General features: G+C 60.7%; 15 protein-coding genes. 3 read left to right on the top strand and 12 right to left on the bottom strand.

Features of this window, described 5'->3' with window-relative positions; translation table 11 throughout:
• Positions 1-26: 26 nt before the first annotated feature.
• Positions 27-1,121 carry a PLP-dependent cysteine synthase family protein gene (locus tag D8U82_RS08055; protein ID WP_073475880.1) on the top strand — a complete coding sequence of 365 codons (1,095 nt, stop codon included), beginning with the start codon at positions 27-29 and terminating at the stop codon, positions 1,119-1,121.
• A 135-nt stretch (positions 1,122-1,256) separates the two neighbouring features.
• Here D8U82_RS08055 and D8U82_RS08045 read toward each other — a convergent pair whose 3' ends face one another.
• The 3 genes from D8U82_RS08045 to D8U82_RS08035 all read right to left on the bottom strand — a co-directional run bounded on the left by D8U82_RS08045 (position 1,257) and on the right by D8U82_RS08035 (position 4,280).
• Positions 1,257-2,870, bottom strand: a complete 1,614-nt coding sequence (locus tag D8U82_RS08045) for an NAD(P)/FAD-dependent oxidoreductase (RefSeq protein WP_130902005.1) — start codon at positions 2,868-2,870, stop codon at positions 1,257-1,259.
• 96 nt (positions 2,871-2,966) lie between these two features.
• The gene (locus D8U82_RS08040; RefSeq protein ID WP_130902004.1) at positions 2,967-3,620 is read right to left on the bottom strand and encodes a hypothetical protein; all 654 of its coding nucleotides are present in this window, start codon (positions 3,618-3,620) and stop codon (positions 2,967-2,969) included.
• A gap of 60 nt (positions 3,621-3,680) precedes the next feature.
• Positions 3,681-4,280 carry a short chain dehydrogenase gene (locus D8U82_RS08035; protein ID WP_130902003.1) on the bottom strand — a complete coding sequence of 200 codons (600 nt, stop codon included), beginning with the start codon at positions 4,278-4,280 and terminating at the stop codon, positions 3,681-3,683.
• 104 nt (positions 4,281-4,384) lie between these two features.
• Here D8U82_RS08035 and D8U82_RS08030 point away from each other — a divergent pair, with 104 nt between their 5' ends.
• Positions 4,385-5,299: a LysR family transcriptional regulator gene (locus D8U82_RS08030; RefSeq protein WP_130902002.1), complete on the top strand. Its 915-nt coding sequence runs from the start codon at positions 4,385-4,387 to the stop codon at positions 5,297-5,299.
• A gap of 17 nt (positions 5,300-5,316) precedes the next feature.
• Here the strand turns inward: D8U82_RS08030 and D8U82_RS08025 are convergent, their stop codons facing one another.
• The 9 genes from D8U82_RS08025 to D8U82_RS07985 all read right to left on the bottom strand — a co-directional run bounded on the left by D8U82_RS08025 (position 5,317) and on the right by D8U82_RS07985 (position 13,054).
• Positions 5,317-5,793: a DoxX family protein gene (locus D8U82_RS08025; protein WP_130902001.1), complete on the bottom strand. Its 477-nt coding sequence runs from the start codon at positions 5,791-5,793 to the stop codon at positions 5,317-5,319.
• Positions 5,790-6,548 (bottom strand): DNA-binding domain-containing protein, encoded by a 759-nt coding sequence (locus D8U82_RS08020; protein ID WP_130902000.1) that lies wholly within the window; start codon positions 6,546-6,548, stop codon positions 5,790-5,792. Before D8U82_RS08020 ends, D8U82_RS08025 begins: the two co-directional genes overlap by 4 nt.
• A complete protein-coding gene (locus D8U82_RS08015; RefSeq protein ID WP_130901999.1) occupies positions 6,545-7,432 on the bottom strand; it encodes a DUF692 domain-containing protein in 888 nt (295 codons plus the stop codon). Before D8U82_RS08015 ends, D8U82_RS08020 begins: the two co-directional genes overlap by 4 nt.
• A gap of 25 nt (positions 7,433-7,457) precedes the next feature.
• A complete protein-coding gene (locus D8U82_RS08010) occupies positions 7,458-7,763 on the bottom strand; it encodes a DUF2282 domain-containing protein (protein ID WP_016771358.1) in 306 nt (101 codons plus the stop codon).
• A gap of 291 nt (positions 7,764-8,054) precedes the next feature.
• Positions 8,055-8,756, bottom strand: a complete 702-nt coding sequence (locus D8U82_RS08005; protein WP_003222380.1) for an ABC transporter ATP-binding protein — start codon at positions 8,754-8,756, stop codon at positions 8,055-8,057.
• On the bottom strand, positions 8,757-9,524 hold the full coding sequence (livG, locus tag D8U82_RS08000) for a high-affinity branched-chain amino acid ABC transporter ATP-binding protein LivG (RefSeq protein ID WP_016771357.1): 768 nt from the start codon (positions 9,522-9,524) through the stop codon (positions 8,757-8,759).
• Positions 9,521-10,777: a high-affinity branched-chain amino acid ABC transporter permease LivM gene (locus D8U82_RS07995; RefSeq protein WP_016771356.1), complete on the bottom strand. Its 1,257-nt coding sequence runs from the start codon at positions 10,775-10,777 to the stop codon at positions 9,521-9,523. Before D8U82_RS07995 ends, livG begins: the two co-directional genes overlap by 4 nt.
• A complete protein-coding gene (gene livH, locus D8U82_RS07990; RefSeq protein ID WP_016771355.1) occupies positions 10,774-11,697 on the bottom strand; it encodes a high-affinity branched-chain amino acid ABC transporter permease LivH in 924 nt (307 codons plus the stop codon). Before livH ends, D8U82_RS07995 begins: the two co-directional genes overlap by 4 nt.
• A 229-nt stretch (positions 11,698-11,926) precedes the next feature.
• Complete coding sequence (locus tag D8U82_RS07985) at positions 11,927-13,054, bottom strand: branched-chain amino acid ABC transporter substrate-binding protein (RefSeq protein ID WP_016771354.1); 1,128 nt, start codon at positions 13,052-13,054, stop codon at positions 11,927-11,929.
• Positions 13,055-13,405: 351 nt separating this feature from the next.
• Here D8U82_RS07985 and D8U82_RS07980 point away from each other — a divergent pair, with 351 nt between their 5' ends.
• On the top strand, positions 13,406-13,711 hold the full coding sequence (locus D8U82_RS07980) for a DUF2288 domain-containing protein (RefSeq protein ID WP_016771353.1): 306 nt from the start codon (positions 13,406-13,408) through the stop codon (positions 13,709-13,711).
• The last annotated feature ends 293 nt before the right edge of the window (positions 13,712-14,004 follow it).

Raw genomic sequence — 14,004 nt, 5'->3', positions numbered from 1 at the left:
TGCCTGATTCAACGAGAACCGAAACCATGAGCGACAACCGACAGTGGGCCCGCGAAGCCATCCGCATCATCGAGGCGGACTTCCAGCGCAGCGCCGACACCCACCTGATCCCTTTGCCGCTGCCCGGTTTTGCCGGCATCGAGTTGTATTTCAAGGACGAATCCAGCCACCCGACCGGCAGCCTCAAGCACCGCCTGGCCCGCTCGCTGTTCCTTTACGCGCTGTGTAACGGCTGGCTCAAGCCCGGCGCGCCGGTGATCGAAGCATCCAGCGGCTCGACGGCGATTTCCGAAGCGTATTTCGCGCGCATGCTCGGTTTGCCGTTTATCGCGGTGATGCCCGCGACCACCTCGAAAGAGAAGATCGCCCAGATTGCCTTTTACGGCGGGCAGAGCCATCTGGTGCAGGATCCGACGCAGATCTACGCCGAATCCGAGCGCCTGGCCCGCGAGCATGGCGGTCACTTCATCGATCAGTTCACCTACGCCGAACGTGCCACCGACTGGCGAGCGAACAACAACATCGCCGAGTCGATCTTCCAGCAGATGCGCTACGAAAAACACCCTGAGCCGACCTGGCTGATTTCCAGCCCCGGCACCGGCGGCACCACCGCGACCCTCGGCCGTTACGTGCGCTATCGCCAGCACTGCACCCGCGTGTTGTGTGCCGATGCCGAGCGTTCGGTGTTCTTCGATTTTTACCAGACCGGAGATGCCAGCCTGCGCCTGGACTGCGGCTCGCGCATAGAAGGCATTGGCCGGCCTCGGGTGGAAGCGTCGTTCCTGCCCAAGGTGATCGATGCGATGGTCAAGGTGCCGGACGCCTTGTCGCTGGCGGCCATGCATTATCTGGCGCAGCGTTTGGGGCGGCATGTCGGCGGGTCGAGCGGGACCAATCTGATCGGTGCGCTGATGGCAGCGCAGCAGATGAAAGCGGCGGGGCAGTCTGGGTCGATCGTGGCGATCCTGTGCGATGGCGGCGAGCGTTATGCCGACACTTATTACGACCAGGAATGGTTGAAAGCGCAGGGTTACGAACTGGGTGAGTTGATTGCAGCAGTGGCGGCGAGTGCCGAGCGCGGGGAGGCGCTGCCGACCTCGGTGCTGCGCGCCAACATCTGAAGAAACGCAAAAACCAATGTGGGAGCGAGCCTGCTCGCGAAGGCGTCATCTCATTCAACATCATCATTGACTGAAATAGCGACTTCGCGAGCAAGCTCGCTCCCACAGGGTTTGTGTTGTGTCAGCTTATGCGGATCAGGCTTCCAGGCCGAGGATATCGCGAGCCACTGCCTCGGCAATGCGAATCCCGTCGACACCCGCCGAGAGAATCCCGCCGGCATAGCCCGCGCCTTCACCGGCCGGGAACAGGCCTTTGACGTTCATGCTCTGCAGCGACTCGTTGCGGGTGATGCGCAGCGGCGATGAAGTGCGCGTCTCGATCCCGGTCAGCACGGCGTCGTGCAGCGAATAACCGCGAATCTGCTTCTCGAACGCCGGCAAGGCTTCGCGGATCGCCTCAATGGCAAAGTCCGGCAGCGCCAGCGCCAGATCGCCCAGCGCCACGCCCGGCTTGTACGATGGCTCGACCTCGCCCAGTTCGGTCGACGGCTTGCCGTTGATGAAGTCGCCAACCAGTTGCGCCGGGGCCTTGTAGTCGCTGCCGCCAAGGATGAACGCGTGGGATTCCAGGCGCTCCTGCAACTCGATACCGGCGAGCGGGCCGCCCGGATAATCGACTTCCGGGGTGATGCCGACGACGATGCCGGAGTTGGCATTACGCTCGTTACGCGAGTACTGGCTCATGCCGTTGGTGACCACGCGATTGGGCTCGGAGGTGGCCGCGACCACGGTGCCGCCCGGGCACATGCAGAAGCTGTAGACCGAACGCCCGTTCTTGGCGTGGTGCACCAGTTTGTAATCGGCAGCGCCAAGTTTCGGGTGGCCAGCGTATTTGCCCAGGCGCGCGCGGTCGATCAGCGACTGCGGATGTTCGATGCGGAAACCCACCGAGAATGGCTTGGCTTCCATGAACACGCCACGGCTGTGGAGCATGCGGAAGGTGTCGCGGGCACTGTGGCCGAGGGCCAGAACCACATGCTTCGAATGCAGGGTTTCGCCGCTGGCCAGTTGCACGCCGACCAGTTGGCCATCTTCGATCAGCACGTCGCTGACGCGCTCCTGGAAGCGCACTTCACCGCCCAGTTCGCGGATCTGCTCGCGCATGTTTTCGACCATACCGGTCAGGCGGAACGTACCGATGTGCGGCTTGCTGACGTAGAGGATTTCTTCCGGCGCACCGGCCTTGACGAACTCGTGCAGGACTTTGCGGCCGAGGAATTTCGGGTCCTTGATCTGGCTGTACAGCTTGCCGTCGGAGAACGTGCCCGCGCCGCCTTCGCCAAACTGTACGTTGGACTCGGGATTGAGCACGCTTTTGCGCCACAGGCCCCAGGTGTCCTTGGTGCGCTGGCGGACTTCGGTGCCGCGTTCGAGAATGATCGGTTTGAAGCCCATCTGCGCCAGCAGCAGGCCGGCGAAGATGCCGCACGGGCCGAAACCGACGACGATCGGCCGCTGGCCGAGATCGCTCGGTGCCTGGCCGACGAATTTGTAGCTGACATCCGGCGCCACGTTGACGTTACGGTCGTCGGCGAACTTGCTCAACACTCTGGCCTCGTCGCGTACGTTGAGGTCGATGGTGTAGATGAAGCACAGTTCGGAGGACTTTTTGCGCGCGTCATAGCTGCGCTTGAACAAGGTGAAATCGAGCAGATCATCACTGGCGATGCCCAGGCGTTGCACGATGGCGGTGCGCAGGTCTTCTTCGGGATGGTCGATTGGCAGCTTGAGTTCAGTGATTCGTAACATGGCGGGGATCCGGATTCGCGGGGCGCACAACTGCGCCAGGGCGTTTAAAGGCGGCGATTATAAGCCGCCGCGAGCGGATCCGTGGGGGAAAAACGATCAGTCGTTGCGTGCGCCGCCGAAATAGCCGCAGCCGCGCTGCACCTGACCGTCGATGCGCAACTCGGCGCTCATGTGCTGCACGCTGCCGGTGCTGCTGTCGACGCAGCGCTGTGGCGCGACCCACAGTTCGATGCGCTGGTTGTTGGCTTCGCTGCTGAGATTGAAGCGGCCGTCGCCCAGTTGCTCTTCCACATACGGCACCGCCAGTGGAGCCTGGCCGTCGCGCTCGATGACCATGCCTTTGCCGCTGACTTTGACGTTCCATTCCGGGCCATGGCCGGCGGCGCGCAGGATCAGCAGTTTGAAATTCGGATCGTCGCAGGCCGTGCCCGAGCGCTCGACGCGATACAACTGGCCGAGGTCGAGACGGTCGCCGGAGACCTTGCCGCGCACATCGGCAAACAGCTTGCCCTGTTCGTCGGCGAGTGTAGCGGCCTCTTGCAGGACGCTGGTGCCGCCGATGTCGTTGACCACCAGTTGCCGCTGCTCCTGGCACGGCTGGAACACCAGTTTGCCGTCGGCGGCGGTCAGTTGCCCCTGCATTCGCGTCTGCCCGGCATGGGACACACTTTCACGCTGGCCGTCGAACAACTGGCAGGCGGCAAACATCGGCAGCAGGGCAACGAGGACGAACGAACGGGCAACACGCATCTTTGGCTCTCCAGACAAGTGTCGCCACGTTACGCAGCCTGACCGTTCATCACAAGGGCCTTAACCCACGTGAAACGTCTGACCGGTTTGCAGGCCTTCGACACTTTTCGCGTAGGCCAATGCCACTTCCGCTGCAGGAACCGGCTTGAAGCCGCGAAAGTAGGGCGCGTATTTGCCCAGGGCTTCGGTCAGCACGGTCGGGCTCACCGAGTTCACCCGCAGGCCACGCGGCAGTTCGATGGCGGCGGCGCGGACGAAGCTGTCGAGGGCGCCGTTGACCAGCGCTGCCGAGGCGCCGCTGCGAATCGGGTCGTGGCTGAGCACGCCGGTGGTGAAGGTGAACGAGGCGCCGTCATTGGCGTACTCGCGGCCGATCAGCAGCAGGTTGACCTGGCCCATCAGCTTGTCTTTCAGGCCGAGGGCGAAGCTGTCCTCAGTCATCTCGTCCAGCGCTGCAAAAGTCACGTTGCCCGCCGCGCAGATCAGCGCATCGAACTTGCCGGTCTGTTCGAACAGCTTGCGGATCGAGGCGCTGTCGCTGATATCCACTTGCAAGTCACCGCTGTTGCGGCCGATACGAATGACCTCGTGGCGTTGCGACAATTCTTTGTCCACCGCTGAGCCGATGGTGCCGCCGGCGCCTATCAACAGAATTTTCATCGTGCTGTACCCCATGTGTGTGAATGAGGTTTCAGTCTAGGGTGGTTTTTTCAGCGGATAAGCGCACTAATAGGCAACCTTTGGTTTTCAATTGGAAACAATCCATGAGCGAAATGGATGATCTCGCCGCGTTCGCTGTGCTGATCGAGGCCGGCAGTTTTACCCTGGCCGCGCAGCAGTTGGGCTGCAGCAAGGGCCAACTCTCCAAGCGCATCAGCCAGCTCGAAGCGCAATTCAGTGTGGTGCTGCTGCAACGCACGACCCGACGCTTGAGCCTGACGGCGGCGGGGGCGGCGCTGCTGCCGCAGGCTCAGGCGCTGGTGGTTCAGGTCGAACGCGCACGGCAGGCGTTGGCGCGTTTGAAGGACGACATGGCCGGTCCCGTGCGCATGACGGTTCCGGTGTCGCTCGGCGAGACCTTCTTCGATGGCTTGTTGCTGGAGTTTTCCGGGCAATACCCCGAGGTGCAGATTGAGCTGGAGCTGGACAACAGCTATCGCGATCTGGCCCGCGATGGCTTTGATCTGGCGATTCGCGCCGAAGTGGCCAATGACGATCGGCTGGTGGCCAAGCCGCTGTTGGCGTGGCACGAAATGACCTGCGCCAGCCCGGCCTACCTTGAGCGCTTCGGCGAGCCGGCGACGCCGCATGCCTTGGTCGAGCATCGTTGCCTGCTCAACAGCCATTACAGCGGCCGCGAAGAATGGCTGTATCACCAGCAGCACGAGTTGTTGCGGGTGCGGGTTTCGGGTCCGTTTGCCAGCAATCACTACAGCCTGTTGAAGAAAGCAGCGCTGTCCGGCGCCGGCATCGCCCGTTTGCCGTCGTATCTGCTGCAAGCGGAACTGGCGGACGGCCGCTTGCGCTGGCTGCTGCGCGATTACCAGACCCGACGCATGCCGATGTATCTGGTGCACCCGTATCAGGGTGGATTGCCGAAACGCACGCAGGTGCTCGCGGATTATCTGATGGGCTGGTTCAAGCGCAGTGGCGAGGCGCTGGATCGACTCCAGTCCTGACATCGAACAGTTTCAGGTCAGCCTTGGAAACGGCGGGCAATCAGTTGGTCGATCGACAATTTGCCCGGCCCGGTCGCCATCAGATACAGCAACACCGCCGCCCAAGTGCCATGGGTCGGGTAGGCATCCGGGTAGACGAACAGTTGAATGGTCAGGGTCATGCCGAGCAGCGCCAGCGCCGAAAACCGTGTGGCGAAGCCGAGCAGAATCAACAGCGGAAACACATGCTCGGCAAAAGCCGCCAGATGCGCGGCAATTTCCGGCGACAGCAGCGGCAGGTTGTACTCGCTCTGAAACAACGGAATCGTCGAATCGGCCAAACGTGGCCAGCCCAGTTCAAAAGTGCCGTCAATCAAATCGACGGCCAGTCCTTCGACCTTGGTTTGCCCGGATTTCCAGAACACCGCAGCGATGGAAAAACGCCCGATGAGGGCAATCAGGCTGTGCGGGATTTTTTCCAACAGCGCGATGACGCGCAAGACCAAAGCGTTCATGGCAACTCCTTGTAATTCAGCTGGGTGATCGCGTTATGCGCAATCAGTAAGGCGAGGGTTTGGGCGAGATCGAACGGCGGGCTGTTTTCTGCCGCCGCGAGCAGTGGCGAGCCCTGGAGCAGATGACCAATGAACACGCTCGCACCCGGTTCAAGAGCGAACACCTCAACGTCGAGACCATTGCGCAGCACCAGGGCATGCTGGCCTTGATTGAGGCCAATGCCCGCCAGACTTGGCTCCTGCTGATGCGCGGCCCAGATCGCCACCACCGCGAAAGCAGAGTCGAGCAGGTGCAGCGAGGGATGCAGTTCGAAACACAGTTCACTCAGCGACTGCGGATCGGCCAGCGCGGCACTGACTTGTTCAGGCCGGATCGGCTGCGCATCAGCGGCGTGGTAGGCGACAGTGCGCAGATGCTCAAGCCGCGCAACATCAGCCACATAAGGCACGCCGGCGATGGGTTCAAACTCTGCGATGAAGTCGGCGAAGTCTTCGCCATAGCGGCTCATCAACGGACTTTGTGGCGGCTGACTCTGGACGAAAATCGCCGCCATGGCGCGGAAGAACTCCTCGCCGACCAATTGCAGCACCACCGGATAGCTGTCGGCCAGGGCATTGATCAACGAGCTCTGCACGTTGTTGCGATACACCGCAAAACGTCGCGACGGATCGGCGCCGTTGCGGCTGCACAGGCCCTTGGGATACGGCAGTTGCGCATTGAGCAGGGCGGCGGCGAAGTCCGCTTGCGTGCTCATGCCGCACGCTGCGCGCGGCGCAACAGCGTCTCGGCTTGCTGCGCTTCGGCGAGCAAAACGTCAAAGGCCGGCACCTGATTATCACGTTCGATCAGCGTCGCCACCGGGCCGATACGTTGCAGCACTTGCCGGTACAGATCCCAGACGGCCTGATCAATCGGCGCGCCGTGATCGTCGATCAGCAAGCGGTCGCCGAGGTTGTCGCAATCTTCAGCGAAGCCGGCCAGATGAATCTCGCCGACCGCGTGCAGCGGTAACGCATCGAGGTAGGCCAGAGGATCGCGCTGATGGTTGATGCACGACACGTAGACATTGTTGACGTCGAGCAACAAGCCGCAGCCGCTGCGGCGGATCACTTCGCCGATGAACTCGGCCTCGTCGATCGTCGAGTGCTCAAATCCCAGATAGGTCGCCGGGTTCTCCAGCAGCATCGGTCGTTTCAGCGTGTTCTGCACCTGGTCGATGTGCGCACAGACGCGGTTCAGTGTCGGCGTGTCGTAAGCCAGTGGCAGCAGGTCATTGAGGAACACCGGGCCGTGGCTCGACCACGCCAGATGTTCGGAAAAGGCTTGCGGTTGATAGCGCTCGATCAGCTCGGCGAGGCGTTTGAGGTGCTGGCCGTCCAGCGGGCCTTCGCCACCGATCGACAGGCCCACGCCGTGCAATGACAGCGGGTACTGTTGGCGAATCAGACCGAGAAAATGATGAAAAGGGCCGCCGGCTACCATGTAGTTTTCGGCGTGGACCTCGAAGAAACCGAGGTCCGGTACGGAGCCGAGCACTTCGAGGAAGTGCCCGGTCTTGAGCCCCAGCCCGGCGCGGGCAGGGAGCTCGGTGCGAGCTGCCTGAGTGCGCGGCAGGGACGGTTCGTGATGACTGAACATGGGCGTCACTCAGGCAGGCCGTGGATCAGGACTTGGCTTTGAAGGCTTCGAGCTGACCGAAACCGGTCGGCGAGGTTTTGCTTTCAGTGGTGGCGCAGGTGCCTTTCGGAACGAGCTTCCAGGCGTTGGCCTGATAGTCCATTTTCGCCGTGCCGGCGCAGGTAGTCCCGGCACCTGCGGCGCAATCGTTCTTACCCTTCATGGCCACGCCGAAGCATTTTTCCATGTTGGCATCGGCGGCCTGGGCGGTGGAGACAGTGGCGATGCTCAGAGCGGAACCGAGGGCCAGAACCAGGGCGGTAGCGGACAGGGTACGGGTAGTCGCAGTCATGATGTTTCTCCAGTTTTTTATCAGGGTTTCTGCAAGCGGTTTGCGCTTGCTTGTCCCTCTAGAGAACGGGTGGGGGGATGCGTTACAGGCGGGGCGAGAAATTTATGAAAAATTTCGGATTCAGCTGTATCCCTGTGGGAGCGAGCCTGCTCGCGAAGGCGGTGTGTCAGGCACCCATAATGTTGAATGACAGAGCGCTTCGCGAGCAGGCTCGCTCCCACAGGGTTACCTTGGTGGTGCTCAGGAAACAAAAAACGGCCCGAAGGCCGTTTTTTTGTGCAGCGATAACACTCAACCGCCGAGGTACGCCTCGCGTACCTTCGGATCGGTCAGCAGCGCTTCACCGGTGCCTTGCATGACCACGCGGCCGTTCTCCAGAACGTAGGCGCGGTCAGCGATTTTCAGCGCCTGGTTGGCGTTCTGCTCGACCAGGAACACCGTCACACCGTCCTTGCGCAGCTGTTCGATGATGTCGAAGATCTGCTGGATGATGATCGGCGCCAGACCCAGCGATGGCTCGTCGAGCAGCAGCAGCTTGGGCTTGCTCATCAGCGCACGGCCGATGGCGAGCATTTGCTGTTCGCCGCCGGACATGGTGCCGCCGCGCTGGTTGAAGCGTTCTTTCAGGCGTGGGAAAAGTCCGAGAACCTTGTCCATCTGTTCCTGATAGTCGCCCTTGTCGGTGAAAAAACCGCCCATCGACAGGTTTTCTTCCACGGTCAGACGGGCGAACACCCGACGCCCTTCCGGGACCACGGCGATGCTCTTGCGCATGATCTGCGACGAGTCCTGTCCGACCAGTTCCTCACCCATGTAACGGATGCTGCCGCTGTGCGCCTGCGGCGAACCGCACAGCGTCATCAGCAGCGTGGATTTGCCGGCACCGTTGGCGCCGATCAGCGTCACGATCTCGCCCTGACGGACTTCGACGTTGACGCTGTGCAGGGCCTGGATCTTGCCGTAGAAGGTGGAAACGTTTTCGAACTGCAGCATTTACGCTTCCCCCAGGTAGGCTTTGATCACTTCAGGATTGTCGCGGATCTGTTCCGGCGTGCCGTCGGCCAGCGGCGTGCCCTGATTGATCACGACGATGTGATCGGAAATGCTCATGACCAGTTTCATGTCGTGTTCGATCAGCAGCACGGTGACGTTGTGCTCTTCGCGCAACACACCGATCAACGCCTTGAGGTCTTCGGTTTCCTTCGGGTTCAGGCCGGCGGCCGGTTCGTCGAGCATGAGAATCCGCGGGCGGGTCATCATGCAGCGGGCGATTTCCAGACGCCGTTGCTGGCCGTAGGCGAGGGTGCCGGCGGTGCGGTTGGCGAACTCTTTGAGGTTGACCTTTTCCAGCCAGTACTCGGCAAATTCCATCGCCTCGCGCTCGCTTTTGCGGAACGCCGGGGTCTTGAACAGGCCGGACAGGAAGTTGGTGTTCAAGTGACGGTGCTGGGCGATCAACAGGTTCTCGACCGCAGTCATGTCCTTGAACAAACGCACGTTCTGGAAGGTCCGCACCACGCCTTTGAGGGCGATCTTGTGGCCCGGCAGGCCCTGGATCGGCTCGCCGTCGAGCAGGATGCTGCCGCCGGTAGGCTGATAGAAGCCGGTCAGGCAGTTGAACACGGTGGTCTTGCCGGCGCCGTTCGGGCCGATCAGTGCAACCACCTGCTTTTCCTTGACGGTCAGCGCCACGCCGTTGACCGCGAGCAAGCCGCCGAAGCGCATGCTCAGATTTTCGACTTTAAGGATCTCGCGGCTCATTTGCGCAACTCCATGTGTGGGCGTTGCATCGGCAGCAGACCTTGTGGACGCCAGATCATCATCAGCACCATCAGCGCACCGAACATCAACATGCGGTACTCGCTGAACTCACGCATCATTTCCGGCAACAGGATCATCACGATCGCCGCCAGAATCACACCCAATTGCGAGCCCATGCCGCCCAACACGACGATGGCGAGGATGATCGCCGACTCGATGAAGGTGAACGACTCCGGCGTCACCAGACCCTGACGCGCAGCGAAGAAGCTGCCGGCGAAACCGGCGAACGCAGCGCCCAGGGTGAACGCGGAGAGCTTGATCACGGTCGGGTTCAGGCCCAGCGCGCGGCAGGCGATTTCGTCTTCACGCAGTGCTTCCCATGCGCGACCGATCGGCATGCGCAGCAGACGGTTGATCACGAACAGCGCGGCCAGTGCGAGCAACAGCGCAACCAGGTAAAGGAAAATCACCTTGTTGATCGAGTTGTATTGCAGGCCGAAATACTCGTGGAACGTCTGCAGGCCTTCGGCGGCTTTACGCTCGAAGGTCAGGCCGAAGAACGTCGGTTTTTCGATGTTGCTGATGCCGTTCGGGCCACCGGTGATGTCGGTCAGGTTACGCAGGAACAGACGGATGATTTCGCCGAAACCCAAGGTCACGATCGCCAGATAGTCGCCACGCAGACGCAACACCGGGAAGCCCAGCAGGAAGCCGAACGTCGCCGCCATCAGGCCGGCAATCGGCAGGCAGATCCAGAAGCTCAAGCCGTAGTAATGCGACAGCAGCGCGTAGCTGTAGGCGCCGACGGCGTAGAAACCGACGTAACCCAGGTCAAGCAGACCGGCCAGACCGACGACGATGTTCAGGCCCAGGCCGAGCATCACGTAGATCAGGATCAGCGTTGCGATATCCACCGCGCCACGGGAGCCGAAGAACGGCCAGACCAGGGCGATCAGAATCAGCGCAATGATGAAATAGCGCTGGGTGGTTGGCAGGGTCAGGAAGTTGCTGGCCTTGGCCGGGATCAACGGCATGCCCGGCGAGGAGCGCCAGGCCTTGCTGATCTGCTGGTTGAACAGCACGCGCAGGAACATCAGCACCGAGCAGATCGCGATGGTCGCGAGTACCGCAGGGCTGGTGTTGTGCACTTCCAGATTGATGCCGACGATGGTCAGTTTCAGACCCAGTACCGGGTAGGCCACCGCCCACACCAGCAAGGCACTGAACAGTGCCTGTTTAAGATTCCTAGTCATACTTTCTCAACCTCCGGACGGCCCAGAATGCCGGTCGGACGGAACAACAGCACCAGAACCAGCAGGCCGAACGCAACGACGTCCTTGTACTGGTCGCCGAAGATATCGGCACCGAACGCTTCCGCTACACCGAGCACCAGGCCGCCGAGCATTGCCCCGGGGATGCTGCCGATGCCGCCCAGTACCGCAGCGGTGAAGGCCTTGAGGCCGACGAGGAAACCAGCGTTGGGGTTGATCACGCCGTATTGCATGCTCAGCAGCACTGCGGCAACGGCGGCCAGCGCAGCACCGATGACGAAGGTCAGGGCGATGATGTTGTTGGTATTGATGCCGAGCAGGTTGGCCATCTTGATGTCCTCGGCACAGGCGCGGCAGGCGCGGCCCAGACGGGAACGGGAGATGAACAGGGTCAGGCCGAGCATGGCGATCAGGGTCACCACAAACACCACGATCTGCATGTAGGAAATCAGCACTTCTTGTGCGCCACCCGGACCGAAGGCGAAGTTGCCCGGGATCAGGTTGGGGATAGCTTTGTCCTTGGAGTCTTGCGCCAGCAGAACGGTGTTCTGCAGGAAAATCGACATACCGATGGCAGAAATCAGCGGGATCAGACGGTTGCTGCCGCGCAGGGGGCGGTAGGCGATCCGTTCGATGCTGTAACCGTAGGAACTGGTGACGACGATGCTGGCGATGAACGCCGCGGTCATCAACAGCGGGACACTGTCGAGTCCCATCATGGTCAGCCCGGCGATGGCGATGAAGGCCACGTAGGAACCGATCATGTACACCTCGCCGTGGGCGAAGTTGATCATTCCAATGATGCCGTAGACCATCGTGTAGCCGATGGCGATCAGGGCATACATGCTGCCAACGTTGAGGCCGTTAACCAGCTGTTGGAAGAAGTGATAGAGGTCAGGCATTACAGCGCTCCTAAAAACCTGTACGCATTTCACTGGTGGAGTCATTTTCCCGCCCGGCCCCGTGGATCTCTATCCACTTCGAATCCGGGTTTTGCCAGCGAACCGCTGATGACGGTTTTGAGATTTTCAGGTGGGCCGACTGGCGGATCACGCCAGCGCGGCCCATACATTCGCAAAACAAAGCCCACGGCACGCCGTGGGCTTTATTGGCAGTCAGTCGGGCAAGGCCTTACTGAGGCGAAACTTCGGTTTTAGGTTTGCCGTTGTGCCACTCGTACACGACAAATTTGAAGTCCTTCAAGTCGCCCTTGTCGTCGAAGCTCAGGTCGCCGGTCGGGGTCTTGAACGAACCGGCGTGGATGGCTTCAGCCACTTTGGTAGCGTCTTCGGACTTGGCCGCCTTGATGCCTTCGGCAATCACGGTCACTGCCGAGTAGGACGGGAACACGAACGGACCGCTCGGATCTTCCTTCTTGGCTTTGAACGCGTCAGCCAGGGCAACGTTGGCCGGATCCTGGTCGAACGATTTCGGCAGGGTCACCAGCAGGCCTTCGGACGCATCCTTGGCGATCTGGGTGATCGAGTCGTTACCCACGCCTTCCGGACCCATGAAGCGGGCTTTCAGGCCTTTTTCCTGAGCCTGACGCAGAATCAGACCCAGCTCCGGGTGGTAGCCGCCGTAGTAGACGAAGTCGACGCCGGCTTGCTTGAGCTTGGCGATGATGGCGGAGAAGTCTTTATCGCCGGCGTTGACGCCTTCGAAGACGGCAACCTTGGTGCCTTTCTTCTCGAGGGTCGATTTCACGGCGGTGGCGATGCCTTCACCGTACTGCTGTTTGTCGTGCAGCACGCCAACCACTTTCGGTTTCACGTGATCGGCGATGTAGTTGCCGGCGGCAGGGCCTTGGGCGCTGTCGAGACCGATGGTGCGGAAGATCATTTTGTAGCCACGGGCGGTGATGTCCGGGCTGGTGGCAGCCGGGGTGATCATGATCACGCCTTCGTCTTCGTAGATGTCCGAAGCTGGCTGGGTGGAGCTGGAGCACAGGTGACCGACCACGAACTTGACGCCGTCGTTGACGACCTTGTTCGCTACCGCTACCGCTTGTTTTGGATCGCAGGCATCGTCGTATTCAACGGCTTCGAGTTTCTTGCCGTCGACGCCGCCCTTGGCGTTGATCTGCTCGATGGCCATTTTCGCGCCACTGAACTGCATGTCGCCGTACTGGGCTACTGGACCGGTTTTAGGACCGGCGATACCGATTTTGATGGTGTCAGCTGCGAACGAATGGCTGGCAACCCCGGCCAGAACCATAGCGGCAAACAGTTTGGAAATCTGCTTAGTAGCCTTAGTCATAGTGCTCCACTCTTACTGTTGTATTTTTTAGAGTTCTGGCGCCGTAGCAGCAGAACCGGGTCAGATATCTTTGCGATACCCTCCGGAAAATGCCCCGGCAACTGTACCGGTACAGTGTAGAGCGCCGCTTGATCAACTGGGAAGCGGGCGCCACGGGGCAAAACTTGGGGGTGTCGCATTTTTGAATGAAAGAGACAGAATTGCGGCGGGGCAATCGGGGGCATATATCCCAAAAGGCAGCATTCCCTGGCGTTCCTGCTCTTTTCGTTCGGTGCAGCGATTTGCAACCGGGTTTTTCTGCCGGACCACCGACGTTATCATTCGCGTCGATTTCTTTTCCGGACAGCTCCCATGAATCAAGAACCTAGCACCCTCTATGCCAAGCTGCTTGGTGAAACGGCATCTATTACCTGGAAAGAGCTGGAGCCGTTCTTCGCCAAGGGTGCCCTATTGTGGGTCGACCCTGACCTGGATTTGATCGCCGCCGCCGAGGCCGTGGCCTCGGATGAAGGCGAGAAAGTCGCGGCCTGGCTGGCCGACGACAAGGTCGCCAAGCTGTCTGAAACGCGGGCACTGGATATTTTCGAACGTGATCCGCAGCTGTGGGCCGTGGTGGTTTCGCCGTGGATTCTGATCCAGGAAAGGGCGGCCGTGTAATTGCCCGCACTCTTTTGGTGCCTCGATTGCCGCACCGCAAGTGTGTAGCGGAGTAGCGTGATGGCACCTTGCCGTGGAGAAATGCCACGCCTCACGGTGACGTAAACGTAACGGGAACAGTTTATGGAGCGGCCTGAGGGTCGCTTAATTGTTTCTGGATGTTGGGAGGCCTGAGATTTTCGGCGAATTAGCCGGCCCCTTCGCGAGCAAGCTCGCTCCCACAGGGCAATGTATTCCAAATGTGGGAGATTCTATGATTATCCTCAAGCGATAACTGCCCCTTTCGATTGATA

This window comes from Pseudomonas sp. Sample_23 (assembly GCF_004307595.1).
Lineage (GTDB): Bacteria > Pseudomonadota > Gammaproteobacteria > Pseudomonadales > Pseudomonadaceae > Aquipseudomonas > Aquipseudomonas atacamensis.
This window is presented reverse-complemented; position numbering and strand designations above follow the sequence as displayed.

Excerpts from the sequence above, each read along its gene's own strand:
- D8U82_RS08055 (WP_073475880.1), top strand. The coding sequence starts at position 27 with ATGAGCGACAACCGACAGTGGGCCCGCGAAGCCATCCGCATCATCGAG.
- D8U82_RS08045 (WP_130902005.1), bottom strand. The coding sequence starts at position 2,870 with ATGTTACGAATCACTGAACTCAAGCTGCCAATCGACCATCCCGAAGAA.
- D8U82_RS08040 (WP_130902004.1), bottom strand. The coding sequence starts at position 3,620 with ATGCGTGTTGCCCGTTCGTTCGTCCTCGTTGCCCTGCTGCCGATGTTT.
- D8U82_RS08035 (WP_130902003.1), bottom strand. The coding sequence starts at position 4,280 with ATGAAAATTCTGTTGATAGGCGCCGGCGGCACCATCGGCTCAGCGGTG.
- D8U82_RS08030 (WP_130902002.1), top strand. The coding sequence starts at position 4,385 with ATGAGCGAAATGGATGATCTCGCCGCGTTCGCTGTGCTGATCGAGGCC.
- D8U82_RS08025 (WP_130902001.1), bottom strand. The coding sequence starts at position 5,793 with ATGAACGCTTTGGTCTTGCGCGTCATCGCGCTGTTGGAAAAAATCCCG.
- D8U82_RS08020 (WP_130902000.1), bottom strand. The coding sequence starts at position 6,548 with ATGAGCACGCAAGCGGACTTCGCCGCCGCCCTGCTCAATGCGCAACTG.
- D8U82_RS08015 (WP_130901999.1), bottom strand. The coding sequence starts at position 7,432 with ATGTTCAGTCATCACGAACCGTCCCTGCCGCGCACTCAGGCAGCTCGC.
- D8U82_RS08010 (WP_016771358.1), bottom strand. The coding sequence starts at position 7,763 with ATGACTGCGACTACCCGTACCCTGTCCGCTACCGCCCTGGTTCTGGCC.
- D8U82_RS08005 (WP_003222380.1), bottom strand. The coding sequence starts at position 8,756 with ATGCTGCAGTTCGAAAACGTTTCCACCTTCTACGGCAAGATCCAGGCC.
- livG (WP_016771357.1), bottom strand. The coding sequence starts at position 9,524 with ATGAGCCGCGAGATCCTTAAAGTCGAAAATCTGAGCATGCGCTTCGGC.
- D8U82_RS07995 (WP_016771356.1), bottom strand. The coding sequence starts at position 10,777 with ATGACTAGGAATCTTAAACAGGCACTGTTCAGTGCCTTGCTGGTGTGG.
- livH (WP_016771355.1), bottom strand. The coding sequence starts at position 11,697 with ATGCCTGACCTCTATCACTTCTTCCAACAGCTGGTTAACGGCCTCAAC.
- D8U82_RS07985 (WP_016771354.1), bottom strand. The coding sequence starts at position 13,054 with ATGACTAAGGCTACTAAGCAGATTTCCAAACTGTTTGCCGCTATGGTT.
- D8U82_RS07980 (WP_016771353.1), top strand. The coding sequence starts at position 13,406 with ATGAATCAAGAACCTAGCACCCTCTATGCCAAGCTGCTTGGTGAAACG.